Source organism: Rhizobium album (genome assembly GCF_003122325.1).
In the GTDB taxonomy this organism is placed as follows: Bacteria; Pseudomonadota; Alphaproteobacteria; order Rhizobiales; family Rhizobiaceae; genus Metarhizobium; species Metarhizobium album.
Map to the genome: position 1 here is coordinate 135,050 of NZ_QFBC01000017.1, position 13,806 is coordinate 148,855.

Below are 13,806 nucleotides of genomic sequence, written 5' to 3' on the forward strand. Positions count from 1 at the left end.
GGCACCGCCACCGCTGACGATGTCAGGCCTCCGCGACGTAGCAGGGATATTCCGCCTTCTGCTGCCGTGACAGGCCAGCATCGATTTCCACCACAACGAGGGGGCTTTCGGCGAATGTCTGCGCAAGCCTGCTTCCATCGGGAGCAAAAGCCAGGCCGCGCCCGCCGAAAGCCGGACTGTCGGCCGACTTGCCGACGCGGTTGGAGCTGAGAACATAACTGCCCGAAACGATCGCGGCCATCGCAGCGGCCGTCTCCCATTTCTCGTGCGACAATTCGGTGGCGCGGGGAACGGCGATCAGGTCCGCACCGGATCGGCCGTAATGGCGGGCATGCTCGTTGAACATCAATTCCGTGCAAAGCAGCACGCCGACCTTGACGCCAGCCACCGCGTGGACGATGAAACCGCTTCCGTCTCCGCCAAACCAGGCCGCTTCGTACCAGCCCTCCTCCTCCGGAAAGAACTGCTTGCGGTGGAGCGCCCTGACTTGGTCTCCTTCAAGAACGAAGGCCTCGTTCGCCAGCCTGCCGGCGAACGGAACAGGGCGGGATGAAATGATCGCGGGCACGCCGAGCGTTCGCAGGGCGGCGAGGCCCTGCTCATGCAGGGCAACGCTTGCACGCGCAATACCGTCATCGAACTGGTGCGCGGAGGCGATCCAGGTGCCGAAAGGCATCTCGTTGGTGATGAGGATATCCGGCCTCGCCTCCCTGACCTGCCGGCTGAGGATGTCCCACGTCTCTCCGGCCGGCTCAAGCCCCTCCGGCCATTCGACAAAAGCGCATCTTGCCATTCTGTTTCCCCCTGGCCCAGAGACTATGACGGATGCCGATGGATCGGATCCACCCAATAGACCTCCTCCGGCTTTTCGACCGGATCGACATCGGTGATGTTGACGACCACGGCCTCATTGTCCGAACGCACCAGGACACATTCCAGCACATTGTCGGGATCGGCGTTGATTTCCTGATGCGGCACGTAGGGCGGCACGAAGATGAAGTCACCCGGGCCCGCCTCGGCGACATATTCCAGCCTGTCGCCCCAGCGCATGCGCGCCTTGCCGCGAATGACGAAAATCACGCTTTCCAGCGCACCGTGATGATGGACGCCGGTCTTGGCATTCGGCTCGATGGCGACGGTGCCGGCCCAGATCTTCTGCGCACCGACACGGGCGTGATTGATCGCCGCCTGACGAAACATGCCAGGGGTCTGCGCCGTGTTGGAATCGAGCTGGTCACCCTTGATGACCCGTATGCCGTTGTGCTTCCACCGATCCTCATGCTCATGGCTGTGATCGTGATCCGTCATCGCTGCCTCCGCCTGTTGTCCCGTTGCGTGCATTTGTATCGGGTTCGATATGGATAAAACAAATGGAAAGATCTTCCGCCGGCACCGGACGACGGCAAGAATTGCCGCGTTCCCCTTGATTTTTTGGCCGCGAGGTCGAATTTTCCGTCGAAACTCCTGAAAATTGAGAAAAACTTCGCCGTTTTCCGAAGCTTTTGAAGTTTTGTGCGCTTCAAACATGTTTGCAAAATGCGATTGTCCTGTCCTCCCCGGCAGACGGGCCGGATGATAAAAGAATGGAAAAAACACGATGAAATGGACCCACACTCTCCTCGCCGCCGCAGCCGTTGCCCAGCTGGTCTTCGTCGGCGCTGCCCAGGCTGGCTCCAACCTTGAAACCGTCAAGACGGCGGGCGTGCTGAAGATCGGCACCGAAGGCACCTATGCGCCCTTCACCTATCATGACACTTCGGGCGCCCTCGTCGGCTTCGACGTCGAGATCGGCGAAGCCGTTGCCAAGAAGCTCGGTGTCAAGGCCGAATTCCTGGAAGGCAAGTGGGACGGCCTGATCGCCGGCCTCGATGCCAACCGGTACGACACCGTCATCAACCAGGTCGGCATCACCGAGGAGCGCAAGAAGAAGTACGACTTCTCCGAACCCTACATCGCGTCCAAGGCCGTGCTGATTGTCAAGAGCGACGATGACAGCATCAAGTCCTTCGAGGACCTGAAGGGCAAGAAGTCCGCCCAGTCGCTGACCAGCAATTTTGGCAAGCTCGCCCAGGCCTCCGGCGCAGAACTCGTCGGCACCGATGGTTTCGACCAGTCGATCCAGCTGGTGCTGACCGGCCGCGCCGACGCGACGATCAACGACAGCCTCTCCTTCCTCGATTTCAAGAAGCAGAAACCCGACGCACCGGTGAAGATCGCCGCCGAGCAGGCCGATGCCGATCATTCCGGCATCATCATCCGCAAGGGCGAGCCGGAACTCTTGGAAGCGATCAACAAGGCGCTGGCCGAGATCAAGGCTGACGGCACCTACGACGCCATCTCGCAGAAGTATTTTGGCGCCGACGTTTCGAAGTAAGCATCGCAGCGGTGGTTTCGCCGCCGGCTTCACTCATCTATAATCCGATCCGCTCCGGACGCCGGGGCGGATCATTTCCTTTAAAGAGGTCGTTTCTTGCCCGCCTGGCTCCAACTCATGCTGGATTCGCTCCAGCCGCTCCTCTGGGCAGGTCTGGTTTTCACCATTCCGCTGACGCTTCTATCCTTCGTGCTCGGCCTGGCGCTGGGCCTGGTCACCGCCATCGTCCGGCTTTTCGGGCCGAAACCGCTGGTGATGGTCGCCCGCTTTTATGTCTGGGTGATCCGCGGCACGCCGCTGCTCGTGCAGCTGTTCGTGATCTTCTACGGGCTGCCGAGCCTCGGCATCCTGCTCGACGCCTTCCCCGCGGCCCTGATCGGCTTTACCCTGAACATCGGCGCCTATACGTCCGAAATCATCCGCGCCGTCATCTCCTCCGTACCGCGCGGGCAGTGGGAGGCGGCCTATTCGATCGGCATGAGCTGGAGCCAGGCGATGCGGCGCACCATCCTGCCGCAGGCGACCCGCGTCGCCGTGCCGCCGCTCTCGAACACCTTCATTTCCCTGGTGAAGGACACCTCGCTGGCGGCCGCGATCACCGTGCCGGAACTTTTCCAGACGGCGCAGCGCATCGTCGCCACCACCTACGAGCCGCTGATCCTCTATATCGAGGCGGCGCTGATCTATCTGGCATTGAGTTCGGTGCTCTCGGCCCTGCAGGTCCGGCTTGAAAAGCGTTTTGCCCGCTATGGCGGCTTCCTGGAGGCGCGCGCATGATCGAGCTGTCGCATATCGAAAAGCGCTTCGGCGACAATGTCGTGCTTAGGGATGTCAGCGTCACCCTCGCGGAAGGCACGGTGACGGCGCTTGTCGGCCCTTCGGGCGGCGGCAAGAGCACGCTGCTGCGCTGTATCAACCTCCTGGAAATCCCGACTGCCGGCACGATCCGGCTGGGGGAGGAAACCGTAGAGTTTTCAAGCGGCAAGAAGGTCGGCTGGGATGCGATCCAGCGCCTGCGCCGCCAGACCGGCATGGTCTTCCAGAACTTCCAGCTTTTCCCGCACCAGACGGCGATCGAAAACGTCATGGAAGGCCTGGTCACCGTGTTGAAGTGGCCGAAGGACAAGGCGCGTGCCCGCGCCAGGGAACTGCTGCGGAAGGTCGGCATGGACCACAAGGCCGATGCCTGGCCGGCAACGCTCTCCGGCGGCCAGCAGCAGCGCGTCGCCATCGCCCGGGCGCTTGCCCCCTCGCCGCGCGTACTGCTCTGCGACGAACCGACCTCGGCGCTCGATCCGGAACTCGCCGAGGAGGTCGTGGAAGTGCTGAGCCGGCTTGCCCGTGAAGGCACGACGATGATCATGGCCACGCACGATCTGCGCCTCGCTTCTCGCGTCGCCGACCAGGTGCTGTTCCTCGACGGCGGCCTGATCGTCGAGAGCGGCGCGCCGAAGTCGATCTTCCAGGCGCCGGAGCGGGAGCGAACGAAAAAATTCATCTCCTCGCTCAATGCAGGACTCAGCTACGACATCTGAACTGTCAAATGCCGTTCGCACGACAGCGCGAACGGCAGCGATCAGGCGGCGAAGGCCTTGAGACCGTCGTCGATCGCAGCGCGGCAATCGGTCACCATGCGCTCGATCAGTTCGGCGCAGGTGGGGATATCCTCGATCAGCCCGATCACTTGACTTGCCCAGACGAGGCCGCCATCGACCTTGCCATCGACCAGCGCCTCGCGGCCGCGGGCGCCGGCCACCAGATGGCGGATGTCCTCGAATTCGCAGCCGCCCGGACGGCGTTCCGTGGCGACCACTTCCTCGGAAACGGCGTTCTTCAGCACGCGGCCGGTATTGCGCAGCGTGCGGAAAATCAGCGTCGTATCCGTCTCGCTGGCGCGCAGCAAAGCCTGCTTGATCTCTTCGTGGATGGGCGCTTCCTTCGTCGCACAGAAGCGCGTGCCCATGTTGACGCCTTCGGCGCCGAGCATCAAGGCCGCCGCCATGCCGCGGCCCGAACCGATGCCGCCTGAAGCGACCAACGGCACTTTCACCGCCCGCGCGGCAGCGGCAAAAAGCACGAGACCACCGATATCGTCTTCACCGGGATGACCCGCCGCCTCAAAACCGTCGATCGAGATCGCATCGACCCCGGCCCGCTCGGCCGAAAGCGCGTGCCGGACCGCCGTGCACTTGTGGACGATCTTCGCACCGGCACCCTTGGCCTTGGCGATGAATTCCTTGGGGCTGCGGCCGGCCGTTTCGATGATGCGGACGTCCGACTCCAGGGCCGCATCGAGATAGTCTTCATACGGCGGCGGCGCGGTCGATGGCAGGATCGTCAGGTTCACGCCGAACGGTTTATCGGTCATTTCCCGGCAACGTGCGATTTCGGCCCGCAACGCCTCCGGGCTCGGCTGGGTCAGCGCGGTCAGGATGCCCAACCCGCCGGCGTTCGAAACAGCCGAAGCCAGTTCGGCCCGGCCGACCCACTGCATTCCGCCCTGGATGATCGGGTAGCGCGTGCCCAAAAGTTCCGTAATACGCGTTTTCATCTGTCCTCCCAAAGACACTGCCCCGCATCACCAAGTCTCAAGAAAAATACGGGGCGATTGCCGATAATAATTTCCGTTTCTCCAAACAATTTGTCGTGTCGATCGAGCTGAAAGGCCGGCGCCGGTCAGCCCTCGACGATCAGGGCGTCCACAGCAACCGCGCCGTTTTCGTAGACCATCAACGGGTTGACATCGAGTTCCGACAGGCTGTCGAGGGAATGCGCCGCGTATTCGGCAATCGCCATGATCGCGTCGATGACCGGCTCCAGGTCGGCGCGCGGCTTGCCGCGGAAACCGTCCAGCAACGGAAACGTCTTGAGACTGCGCAGCGCCGCCTCGACATCGCCGCGCGACACCGGCAACAGCATCGGGCGAGCGTCCTTGAGCAATTCGACGAAGATCCCGCCGGCACCGACGACGAGCATCATGCCGAACAGCGGGTCGCGCTTGACGCCGACGATCAGTTCGGCGAGCGGAGCCGCCTGCATCGGCTCCATCAGGTATTTTTCGAGCACGACACCGGGCGCATGCGCTGCAACGCTGGCCAGCATGCGATCGGCGGCAGACTGGACATCGGCGCGGCTGCGCAGGTTGAGCGCGACGCCGCCGACTTCCGTCTTGTGCGGCAGGTCGTCGTGCAGCACCTTGAGCACGACCGGCGCATCGAGGCTTTCCGGAAGCCCGTCGATGTCGACGCGGGTCAGGACCTGCCCGTTCGGCACTTTCAGGCCGAAGGCGGCCAGCCGCTGCTTGGATTCGCCTTCGTTGACCGTCCTGGCCGTTCCCTCCAAAGCCTTGACCGGATGAAGCGCCAGGTCGGCACGCGGCTGCGCCCTTGTCGCATCCTGCCGGATGGTTTCGTGATGCTCGGCCCACAGCGCAATGACCTTTGCCGCATCGTGGAGGCCCTGCAGCGGTATGACGCCCTGCTCGAACATCCAGATCCGCACGTCCTCCGGAATGGATTCCGGGTTCACCGATCCCATGAACACCGGCTTGCCGGTTGCTTTGCCGGCCGCGGCAAGCGCGCGGATCATGGCGAAAAGCGGTTCGCCCGCATCTTCCGCCACCTTCGGCGCCGGATAGTCCATGACCATGAGGCCGCTGTCGTAGCCGTCCTCCAGCATGGTGGTGAACATCGGCGTCAGCAGTGCTTCGTTGCCCCAGTAGCCCGCCGTGAAATCAAGGGGATTGGAGACGTGGCCGTAATCCGGCAGCAGCGGCTTGATTGCGGCGACCTGCGCCTTGCCGGGCTGGGGAAGCGCCAGGCCGGCAAAGGAGCAATAATCCGCCGCCAGCCCGTTGTCGCCGCCGGAGCTGGAGAAGACGGCAACCCGCTTGCCGGTGACCGGCGGGGCGACGGCGGCAACCTTCAGCATTTCGAGGAACTGCGGCACCGTATCGGTGGACAGGACCCCGAGGCGGGCAAACAGCGCGTCATAGTATTCGTTCTGGCCGGCAAGCGAGCTGGTGTGGCTGGCCGCCATCGCGGCGCCGAGTTCCGACCGTCCCGAGCGGCAGACGATCACCGGCATGCCCTTTGCGCGGGCGCGAAGGCAGGCCTGCGAAAACCCGGCAACATCGCGGATACCCTCCATGAACAGGCCGATACAACTGACGTTCGAATCGTCGGTGAGATAGTCGATATAATCCTCGAAACCGAGGATCGCCTGGTTTCCGGCGCTGATGAGATAGCTGAACGGCACGGACCGCTGGTTCGACGTCAGGTGAATGCAGACATTGCCGCTCTGGCCGATGACGGCGGCGCCGCGATTGGTCGCCAGCGGTTGATAGACCGATGGCCACATGCTGCCGTGGTTGACATAGTTGACGAGGCCGTAGCAATTCGGCCCGACGACGGCCATTTCGCCGGCGGCGGTGATCAGGCGGCGATTGCGCTCTGCACCCGCCTCGCCGATCTCGGAAAAGCCCGAGGCGTAGCAGATCACCCCGCCGGCACCGATGCGGTTCAGCTCACCCAGCGCATCGATCGTCGCATCGGCGTTGACGCCCAGATAGGTGGCATCCGGCGCAACGGGCAGATCCGACAGGCTACGGTAACATTTGTGCCCGGCGATCTGGTCGCGCTTGCCGTTGACGACATAGATGTCGCCGCCGAATTTGTGCCGGACGATGTTGCGCAATGCGGACTCCACCTGCCCGCCGCCCATGAAGGCGATGTGGCGCGGCGCCAGCAGGCGGCGGAAATTCTCACGTCGGGCATCCGAAAGCCGCGAGGCGAGAATGGTGTTCGGTTCTGAAGACATGGGGCTCTGCCTTTGCAAAAGTCACGATGATGCACACCCCGCCGGGCGGCCCGGCAGGTTCAAGGCAGGGCGCGAACGCCCGTGCCGCTGTCATGGTTCAGAATGCGAGTTGCGACTGGAGTTCAGCCAAGTCGAACGGGGGTGTCGTCGGATGCTTCGCCGGATCTTCCTTGAAAACCTCGCAGAGCCAGTCCCGCATCAACTCGCGGCACCGTGTATCGTCGTAGGCCTTCTCGAGAACCAGACCCAGCCAAAGGCCATCGATCAGCTGCGTGAAGATCAACATCGTGCTTTCGACGTCGATCTTCAGGCCGCGCTCTTCGGCGACTGCGGTGATGCGGCGCGCAATCGACGTGCGGTAGCGCGTGTAAAGCGCTGCACGCACTTCGGCAAATTCCGGCTGTATCAGCGACGCGCTCCAGAAGTGGAGCCACACCTCGCGGTAGGGCTCGTTCTTCAGAAACGTCACCATCGAAGCCGCCAGAAGCTTGTCGAAATGGCTGGTTCCCCAAGACCTCACCACCTGCCTGTGGAAGTTTTCCAACAACTCGGTCAGGTAGCGGAAGGCAAAGAGAATAAGATCGTCCTTGTTCTTGAAATAGTGGCTGATCAATCCGCGTGACAGGCCGGATTCTTCGCTGATCGTATTGATCGTCGAATTCATGTAGCCGTGCTTGCGGATGGACTCCAGTGTAGCGATGCTCAACTCGCGCCGACGCGTTTCAAGTGTGAGGATTTTCTTTTCAGCCCGCTTCATCCATGTCCCCCTGTTGTCGCACCCCTAGCTTAGCTGCGGTAGGGCCGCAAGATATCCTTGGCGATAATGTCCCGGTGGATTTCCGAGGTTCCCTCCCAGATGCGCTCGATCCGCGCATCGCGCCAGAAGCGCTGGATCGGGAAATCCTCCATCATGCCCATGCCGCCGAAAATCTGCACCGCGTTGTCCGCAACCCGGTAGACCATTTCGGAACAATATAGGTTGACCATCGAGGCCTGTGAACGGTCCATCAACCCCTGGTCGAGTTTCCAGGCGGCTTCCTTCACCATCAGGTCGCCGAGACGGATGTCGATGGCCATGTCGGCGATCTTGAAGCCGGTTCCCTGGAATTCGCCGATGGTCTTGCCGAATGCCTTGCGGTTGGCGGCCCAGTCGCAGCTCATCTCGTAGATGCGTTCTGCCCGGCCGACGCAATGGGCAGAGAGATTGACGCGGCCGCCATACAGCCAGTCATTGGCCATGTCGAAACCTTCACCCTCATTGCCGAGAATCTTGCTGTCGGGTACGCGGACATTCTCCAGATACACCATGTTCGGATTGTAGCCGCGGGTGCAGATCGATTTCATCGGTTCGATGCGCAGGCCGGGCAGGTCGCAGTCAAGCAGGAAGGCGGTAAAACGCTTCCTCGGACCTTTCGGCGTTTCATCAGTGCCGGTCACCGCGATCAGGATGATGAAATCCGAGTCGTCGGCATGCGAGATGAACTGCTTGACGCCATTGATCACCCATCCGCCACCGTCCCGCACCGCCTTGGTGACGATGCCGCGGGCATCCGAACCGGCGCCCGGCTCGGTCAGCGCAAAGGCGTCGGTCTTCTCGCCGCGGATCGCCGGCATCAGGTAGTCGTCGATCTGGTCGCCCTGGCACTTCAGCAGGATCTTCGTCGGCCGCTTGATCAGCAGCGAGAGTGCAGCGGACGGGCGGCCCATGATGCGTTCGGCCTGGGCGAGCGTCTGGTGGTCGAGCCCCGGGCCGCCCAGTTCCTCCGGCATGTTCATCGCCATGAAGCCGGCGTCCTTCGCCTTCTGGCGAATGTCCTGGGCGATATCCTCGGGAACCTTTCTCAGTTCCTCGACGATGTTTTCATGCGGATAAAGCTCCTTTTCGACGAATTCACGCAACGAGTCGACGAGGGCTTCCTGCTCAAAAGAAAGACTGAAATCCATGTTATTCGTTTCTCCTGAGAGCATTTCCGCTTTTCTCCGAAACGCGAAAACGCTCTATCTCCTTGTTTCCACGCAATCCCGGACGCAAAACCGCTCGGCGCTTTTGCTGGGATTGCTTTAGGCGCCGACGAAATTGGGAACGCGGCGCTCGTTTGCCGCCGCCAGTCCCTCGGCGTGATCCTTCGTCGCTCCGCAGATGTGGCCGGCGGCGACTTCCTCGAGTTGCTGCTCGGCGAGCGAGCGCGTGAACGAGGCGTTCATCAGTTTTTTCGCCAGGCCGATTGCGACGGTCGGGCCGGCGGCAAGCTGCTGCGCGAAGGCAAGCGTATGGTTGAAAAGCTCTTCCCGCGGGCTGACATGCGAGACGAGGCGGTTTTCCAGCGCCTTATCCGCCATCCAGAGTTCGCCCGTAAAGGCGAAGCGTTTTGCCGCCTCCAGCCCCATGACGCGCGGCATCAGCCATGTGCCGCCGCAATCCGGGGAGAAGCCGACATTGGTGTAAGAGCAGATGAACTTCGAGCGGTCGGACGCGTAGCGAAAGTCGCAGGAGAGGGCCAGGTCCAGCCCCGCCCCCACCGCCGCACCGTCGATCATGGCGATCGTCGGCTTCATCAGGCCGTGGACTTCCTGGATCAGCTTCAACGATTCCTCGACCCAGTTCATGTCCGGCCAGGGATTGTCACCTTCGCTCTTGCTCGCCCACTCCTTGACATCGGCGCCCGCCGAGAAGGCGCCGCCCCGGCCCGTCAGGATCAGCGCCCGCAGGCTCGTATCCGCAGCCGCTTCCTTGATCGCCCGTCGCAGCTCGATCGTCAGACCCATGCCCAGCGCGTTGCGGGCTTCCGGGCGGTTGAGGGCAATGACCCCAACCGCACCATGGCGTTCCGTCTCAATGAACTTGTACATCTGCCCTGTCCTTCCCCGACTGCGATGGCAGTCGTCGTTTGAATCGAATGGTTGCTGTTGCCGGCCGTCGCCCTTCAGGCGCCGGTCCATTTCGGCGGCCTGCGCTCCAGGAAGGCGCGTTGTCCTTCCAGCATGTCGTCGGAGGCCAGCATGCGCGCAAAAGCCTGGTATTCCGGGCCGCTGTCGCCGCGGATCTCCATGGCATCCCGATCCGGCATGCCGTCGATATTGCGCAACACTTCCTTGAAGGCCTGCTGCGCCAGCGGCGCATCGAGCGCCATCTTGTGCGCGATGGAAAATGCCAGCGCGCGCAGTTCTTCAGCGGGTGCCGTGCGGTGAACCAGGCCCCACGACATCGCTTCCGCAGCCGTCATACGCTCCCCGGTCCAGATCATCGCCGTGGCGACATTGTAGGGAATGCGCCGCGGCAGCCGCTGCAGGCCACCACCATCCGGCAACAGGCCGCGCTGCAATTCGGGAAGCTGGAAATAGGCGTGTTCGGCCATAACGATGAGATCGCAGGCCAGTGCCAGTTCCATGCCGCCACCGATTGCCGGCGCATTGATCGCCGCGATCAGCGGCTTCTTGAGGTCCCACAGCCTGGTGATGCCGCCGAACCCGCCCTTGATCGCACCGACGCCGCCGTCACCATCCGACGACACGGACTCGTTGAAGTCCATCCCGGCCGAAAATGCCCGGTCATGCGCGCTGGTGAGGATACCCAGCTGATAATCTCCACTCTCCTGCAGGAAGAGTGCGGCCTGCTCGATCGACCGGCTCAAGCGCCGGCAGATGGCGTTGACCTTCGGCTTGACCATGCGGATTTCCAGGACGCGGCCTTCGCCGTGCAATTCGACGAAACCGGCCAGTTCAGCATTCAGCGTCTCGATCATGTCATGGCTCCCGCTTGCGGTTGGCGAGCAACTGCAGCACGAGCGGCGGCACGGTCGCGATGATCAGCATCAGGGTGGAAACAGCCGCAATCGTCGGATCGACATCGTCGCGCAGCGTCGAGAACATCACCTTGGTCAGCGTCGAGTTCGGGCCGGCCGAGATGAAGACCGAAATAACCACCTCGTCGAAGGAGACGATGAAGGCGAGAAGGGCTGCCGAGATCACCGAAAACTTCAGTTGCGGCAGGGTGACGGTGAAAAACGCCTTCAGCCGGCTGGCTCCGAGGCTTCGCGCCACCATCTCCTGGCTGAGATCATAAGTCTTGAAGCCGGCGGTCATGGTGATCAGCACGAAGGGGATCGCCACCAGCGTATGGGCGATGACCAGGCCGAGCATGCTGTTCAGCAGCCCCGCCGAGGCGTAGACGAAGAACATGCCGATCGCCAGCAGGATCGAGGGGATGGCCAGCGGCGCGATCAATACGCTGGAAATCGTGCCGCGCAGGGCAAAGCTGCCGACATGCAGGCCGTAGGCCGCCGCCGTACCGAGGGTGGTCGCCACGATCATCGTGCCGAAGGCGACGCGCAGCGACACCCAGGCCGACAGCAGCCATTTCTCCTGCCCGAAAAAGCTCTCGTACCAGCGCATCGACCACCCGGGCGGCGGGAAAGCCAGCGAGTTTGCCGAGCTGAAGGACATGGGGATGACGATGAGGGTCGGCAGCACCAGGAAGATCAGGATCAGGGCCGTCAGTGCGTAGAGCCAGAGGCGCTGCTTGTGGGGGACATGGGATTCCATCGGCTCATTTCCTCACTGGTTGGCCGTCAGCCGGCGGACGATCAGCCAGCTGAGAGCGAGGAAACCGGCGGTCAGGACCAGCAACACCACGGCAAGCGCCGAGGCCGGCCCCCAGGTCGGGAACAGCGAGACGGACTGCTCGATGCGCTGCGCAATCATCTGCACCTTGCCGCCACCCAGCAGCGACGGCGTGATGTAGAAGCCGAGGCACATGACAAAGACCATCATCGTGCCGGCGATCAGGCCGGGCATCGACAGCGGCAGGAAGACATGCCGGAAGGCATGGCCGGGCGAGGAACCGAGATTGGCGGCCGCCCGCATGAAATTGCCGTCGATCGACTTCATCGAGGCATAGAGCGGCATGATCAGGAACGGCAGCATGATGTGAACCATGCCGATCACCACGCCCGTCATGTTGTTGACCAGCGCCAGAGGCCGTTCGATCAGTCCGAGCGCATCGAGCGTTTCGTTGACGATGCCGCGTCGCTGCAGGAGCACGAGCCATGCATAGGTGCGCACCAGCAAGGACGTCCAGAACGGCACGAGCACGGCGAGGAGCAGCAGTTGGGCCCAGCGGTCCGGCAGCATCGCCAGCACGTAAGAGACCGGATAACCGAGCAGAACGCAAAAGACCGTGACCAGAACCGCCACCTTGAAGGTGGTGACGAAGATCGAGATATACGCGCCTTCGGTGAGGATGCGACTGTAGTTTTCGAGGCTCAGCCCGCCGCCTTCGCTGACGAAAGACAGGGAAAAGAGCCAGCCGATCGGCGCGACCATCAGGATGATGACGATGGCGAGCGCCGGCAGCGCAAGGCGCAGCAGCTGGATGTTTTCGCGCCGGCGGTCCTTTTCCAGGGCGCGCGCATTGTACGCAAGCTCGGCATCCGTGACGGGAGGCCTGATATGGCCGAGGGAGGTATCGGTCAGCGCCACGGCTCAGCCCTCCCCCCGCACGATACGCGTATCGAACCGGTTCAGCAGCAGATCGACACGCTCGCCCTTCGAGGGGAGGTTTTCCGTGCACTGCGAGCGGTTCGACTGCCGAACCTGGACGACATCGCCCTGATCCAGCCCTACCTCGAAAAGCAGGCTTTCGCCCTGGAACACGACGCTGCGGACAGTGCCGTTGAACATATTGGTGTTCTCGTCGCGTGCAGCCTGACCGGCGTAAACGACATCGAGACGTTCGGGACGCAGCATCAGCATCGGTTCCGGAAGGTCCGCGTCGGCGGCATCGGCGAGGTGCAACAGCTGACCGCCGTAAGCGAGTCCGCCCGAAACCTTCTGGACCGGCAGGAAACTCGACTCGCCGATAAAATCGGCGATGAAGCGGCTCACCGGCCGTTCGTACAAATCCTTGGGCGCGGCGACCTGGGCCAGGCGGCCGCGGGAAAATACGGCAACGCGATCGGACATGGTCAAGGCTTCGCGCTGGTCATGAGTGACGGAAATCGTGGTCATGCCGAGACGATCGTGCAGGCGGCGGATTTCGATCTGCATGGTTTCACGCAGCTGTTTGTCCAGCGCCGAAAGCGGTTCGTCCATCAGCAGGATGCGCGGTTCAAAGACGATAGCGCGTGCCAGCGCGATGCGCTGGCGCTGGCCGCCAGAGAGTTGCGTGATCCGCCGGTCCTGGTAACCGCCAAGCTGCACCAGATCGAGCACCTTGCCGACACGCTCGCCACATTCCATTCGGCCGACACCGCGCAGCTTCAGCGGATAGGCGATGTTTTCGCCGACGCTCATATGCGGAAAGAGGGCGTAATTCTGGAAGACCATGCCGATATTGCGCTTGTGCGGCGGCAGGTGCACCACCTCCTGATCGCCAAGGCGCACGGAACCGGACGACGGGCGCGCAAATCCGGCCAGCATCATCAACAGCGTCGTCTTGCCCGAGCCGGAGGGGCCGAGAAGGGTCAGGAACTCGCCGGCGGCGATATCGACCGAAACAGTGTCGACCGCGCAGAACGCCCCGTAATGCTTGCTCAAAGAAGAAATAAAAACCGGCAGTGCCGAAGGCGCTGAACGTGACATACAAACATCTCGCAGTTTTTTCGAGTTGGGAAGGC

14 protein-coding genes are annotated in these 13,806 nt (G+C 62.5%); 3 read left to right on the forward strand and 11 right to left on the reverse strand.

The window, feature by feature from the left end; all coding sequences use genetic code 11:
• Positions 1 to 22 precede the first annotated feature (22 nt).
• Positions 23 to 793 carry a carbon-nitrogen hydrolase family protein gene (locus DEM27_RS26920; RefSeq protein ID WP_109461337.1) on the reverse strand — a complete coding sequence of 257 codons (771 nt, stop codon included), beginning with the start codon at positions 791 to 793 and terminating at the stop codon, positions 23 to 25.
• A 23-nt stretch (positions 794 to 816) separates the two neighbouring features.
• Positions 817 to 1,308 (reverse strand): cupin domain-containing protein, encoded by a 492-nt coding sequence (locus DEM27_RS26925; protein ID WP_109461338.1) that lies wholly within the window; start codon positions 1,306 to 1,308, stop codon positions 817 to 819.
• Positions 1,309 to 1,597: 289 nt separating this feature from the next.
• Between DEM27_RS26925 and DEM27_RS26930 the strand changes: the two genes are divergently transcribed.
• The 3 genes from DEM27_RS26930 to DEM27_RS26940 all read left to right on the forward strand — a co-directional run bounded on the left by DEM27_RS26930 (position 1,598) and on the right by DEM27_RS26940 (position 3,909).
• The gene (locus DEM27_RS26930; protein ID WP_109461339.1) at positions 1,598 to 2,374 is read left to right on the forward strand and encodes an amino acid ABC transporter substrate-binding protein; all 777 of its coding nucleotides are present in this window, start codon (positions 1,598 to 1,600) and stop codon (positions 2,372 to 2,374) included.
• 96 nt (positions 2,375 to 2,470) lie between these two features.
• Positions 2,471 to 3,151 (forward strand): amino acid ABC transporter permease, encoded by a 681-nt coding sequence (locus tag DEM27_RS26935; RefSeq protein WP_109461340.1) that lies wholly within the window; start codon positions 2,471 to 2,473, stop codon positions 3,149 to 3,151.
• Positions 3,148 to 3,909 (forward strand): amino acid ABC transporter ATP-binding protein, encoded by a 762-nt coding sequence (locus DEM27_RS26940; RefSeq protein ID WP_109461341.1) that lies wholly within the window; start codon positions 3,148 to 3,150, stop codon positions 3,907 to 3,909. The genes DEM27_RS26935 and DEM27_RS26940 overlap by 4 nt, the downstream gene beginning before the upstream one ends.
• 41 nt (positions 3,910 to 3,950) lie before the next feature.
• Here DEM27_RS26940 and DEM27_RS26945 read toward each other — a convergent pair whose 3' ends face one another.
• The 9 genes from DEM27_RS26945 to DEM27_RS26985 form a co-directional block, all read right to left on the reverse strand.
• Entirely contained in the window at positions 3,951 to 4,925 is a 975-nt protein-coding gene (locus tag DEM27_RS26945) for an NAD(P)H-dependent flavin oxidoreductase (protein WP_109461342.1), read from the reverse strand.
• Positions 4,926 to 5,050: 125 nt separating this feature from the next.
• Positions 5,051 to 7,192, reverse strand: coding sequence for an acetate--CoA ligase family protein (locus tag DEM27_RS26950; protein WP_109461343.1), 2,142 nt, complete (start codon positions 7,190 to 7,192; stop codon positions 5,051 to 5,053).
• A gap of 97 nt (positions 7,193 to 7,289) precedes the next feature.
• On the reverse strand, positions 7,290 to 7,949 hold the full coding sequence (locus DEM27_RS26955; protein ID WP_109461344.1) for a TetR family transcriptional regulator C-terminal domain-containing protein: 660 nt from the start codon (positions 7,947 to 7,949) through the stop codon (positions 7,290 to 7,292).
• Positions 7,950 to 7,978: 29 nt separating this feature from the next.
• Positions 7,979 to 9,136, reverse strand: a complete 1,158-nt coding sequence (locus DEM27_RS26960; protein WP_109461345.1) for an acyl-CoA dehydrogenase family protein — start codon at positions 9,134 to 9,136, stop codon at positions 7,979 to 7,981.
• A 117-nt stretch (positions 9,137 to 9,253) separates the two neighbouring features.
• Positions 9,254 to 10,042 (reverse strand): enoyl-CoA hydratase/isomerase family protein, encoded by a 789-nt coding sequence (locus tag DEM27_RS26965; RefSeq protein WP_109461346.1) that lies wholly within the window; start codon positions 10,040 to 10,042, stop codon positions 9,254 to 9,256.
• Positions 10,043 to 10,116: 74 nt separating this feature from the next.
• Positions 10,117 to 10,935 (reverse strand): enoyl-CoA hydratase-related protein, encoded by an 819-nt coding sequence (locus DEM27_RS26970; protein ID WP_109461347.1) that lies wholly within the window; start codon positions 10,933 to 10,935, stop codon positions 10,117 to 10,119.
• A 1-nt stretch (position 10,936) separates the two neighbouring features.
• On the reverse strand, positions 10,937 to 11,734 hold the full coding sequence (locus DEM27_RS26975) for an ABC transporter permease (protein WP_109461348.1): 798 nt from the start codon (positions 11,732 to 11,734) through the stop codon (positions 10,937 to 10,939).
• 12 nt (positions 11,735 to 11,746) lie between these two features.
• Positions 11,747 to 12,559 carry an ABC transporter permease gene (locus tag DEM27_RS26980; RefSeq protein ID WP_109461374.1) on the reverse strand — a complete coding sequence of 271 codons (813 nt, stop codon included), beginning with the start codon at positions 12,557 to 12,559 and terminating at the stop codon, positions 11,747 to 11,749.
• A gap of 114 nt (positions 12,560 to 12,673) precedes the next feature.
• Positions 12,674 to 13,771, reverse strand: coding sequence for an ABC transporter ATP-binding protein (locus DEM27_RS26985; protein ID WP_109461349.1), 1,098 nt, complete (start codon positions 13,769 to 13,771; stop codon positions 12,674 to 12,676).
• Between the last annotated feature and the right edge of the window lie 35 nt (positions 13,772 to 13,806).

What these genes read in the sequence shown, in the direction of transcription:
- DEM27_RS26965 (WP_109461346.1), bottom strand. Translation starts at nt 10,042, where the DNA reads ATGTACAAGTTCATTGAGACGGAACGCCATGGTGCGGTTGGGGTCATT.
- DEM27_RS26945 (WP_109461342.1), bottom strand. Translation starts at nt 4,925, where the DNA reads ATGAAAACGCGTATTACGGAACTTTTGGGCACGCGCTACCCGATCATC.
- DEM27_RS26920 (WP_109461337.1), bottom strand. Translation starts at nt 793, where the DNA reads ATGGCAAGATGCGCTTTTGTCGAATGGCCGGAGGGGCTTGAGCCGGCC.
- DEM27_RS26950 (WP_109461343.1), bottom strand. Translation starts at nt 7,192, where the DNA reads ATGTCTTCAGAACCGAACACCATTCTCGCCTCGCGGCTTTCGGATGCC.
- DEM27_RS26975 (WP_109461348.1), bottom strand. Translation starts at nt 11,734, where the DNA reads ATGGAATCCCATGTCCCCCACAAGCAGCGCCTCTGGCTCTACGCACTG.
- DEM27_RS26925 (WP_109461338.1), bottom strand. Translation starts at nt 1,308, where the DNA reads ATGACGGATCACGATCACAGCCATGAGCATGAGGATCGGTGGAAGCAC.
- DEM27_RS26960 (WP_109461345.1), bottom strand. Translation starts at nt 9,136, where the DNA reads ATGGATTTCAGTCTTTCTTTTGAGCAGGAAGCCCTCGTCGACTCGTTG.
- DEM27_RS26940 (WP_109461341.1), top strand. Translation starts at nt 3,148, where the DNA reads ATGATCGAGCTGTCGCATATCGAAAAGCGCTTCGGCGACAATGTCGTG.
- DEM27_RS26930 (WP_109461339.1), top strand. Translation starts at nt 1,598, where the DNA reads ATGAAATGGACCCACACTCTCCTCGCCGCCGCAGCCGTTGCCCAGCTG.
- DEM27_RS26970 (WP_109461347.1), bottom strand. Translation starts at nt 10,935, where the DNA reads ATGATCGAGACGCTGAATGCTGAACTGGCCGGTTTCGTCGAATTGCAC.
- DEM27_RS26955 (WP_109461344.1), bottom strand. Translation starts at nt 7,949, where the DNA reads ATGAAGCGGGCTGAAAAGAAAATCCTCACACTTGAAACGCGTCGGCGC.
- DEM27_RS26985 (WP_109461349.1), bottom strand. Translation starts at nt 13,771, where the DNA reads ATGTCACGTTCAGCGCCTTCGGCACTGCCGGTTTTTATTTCTTCTTTG.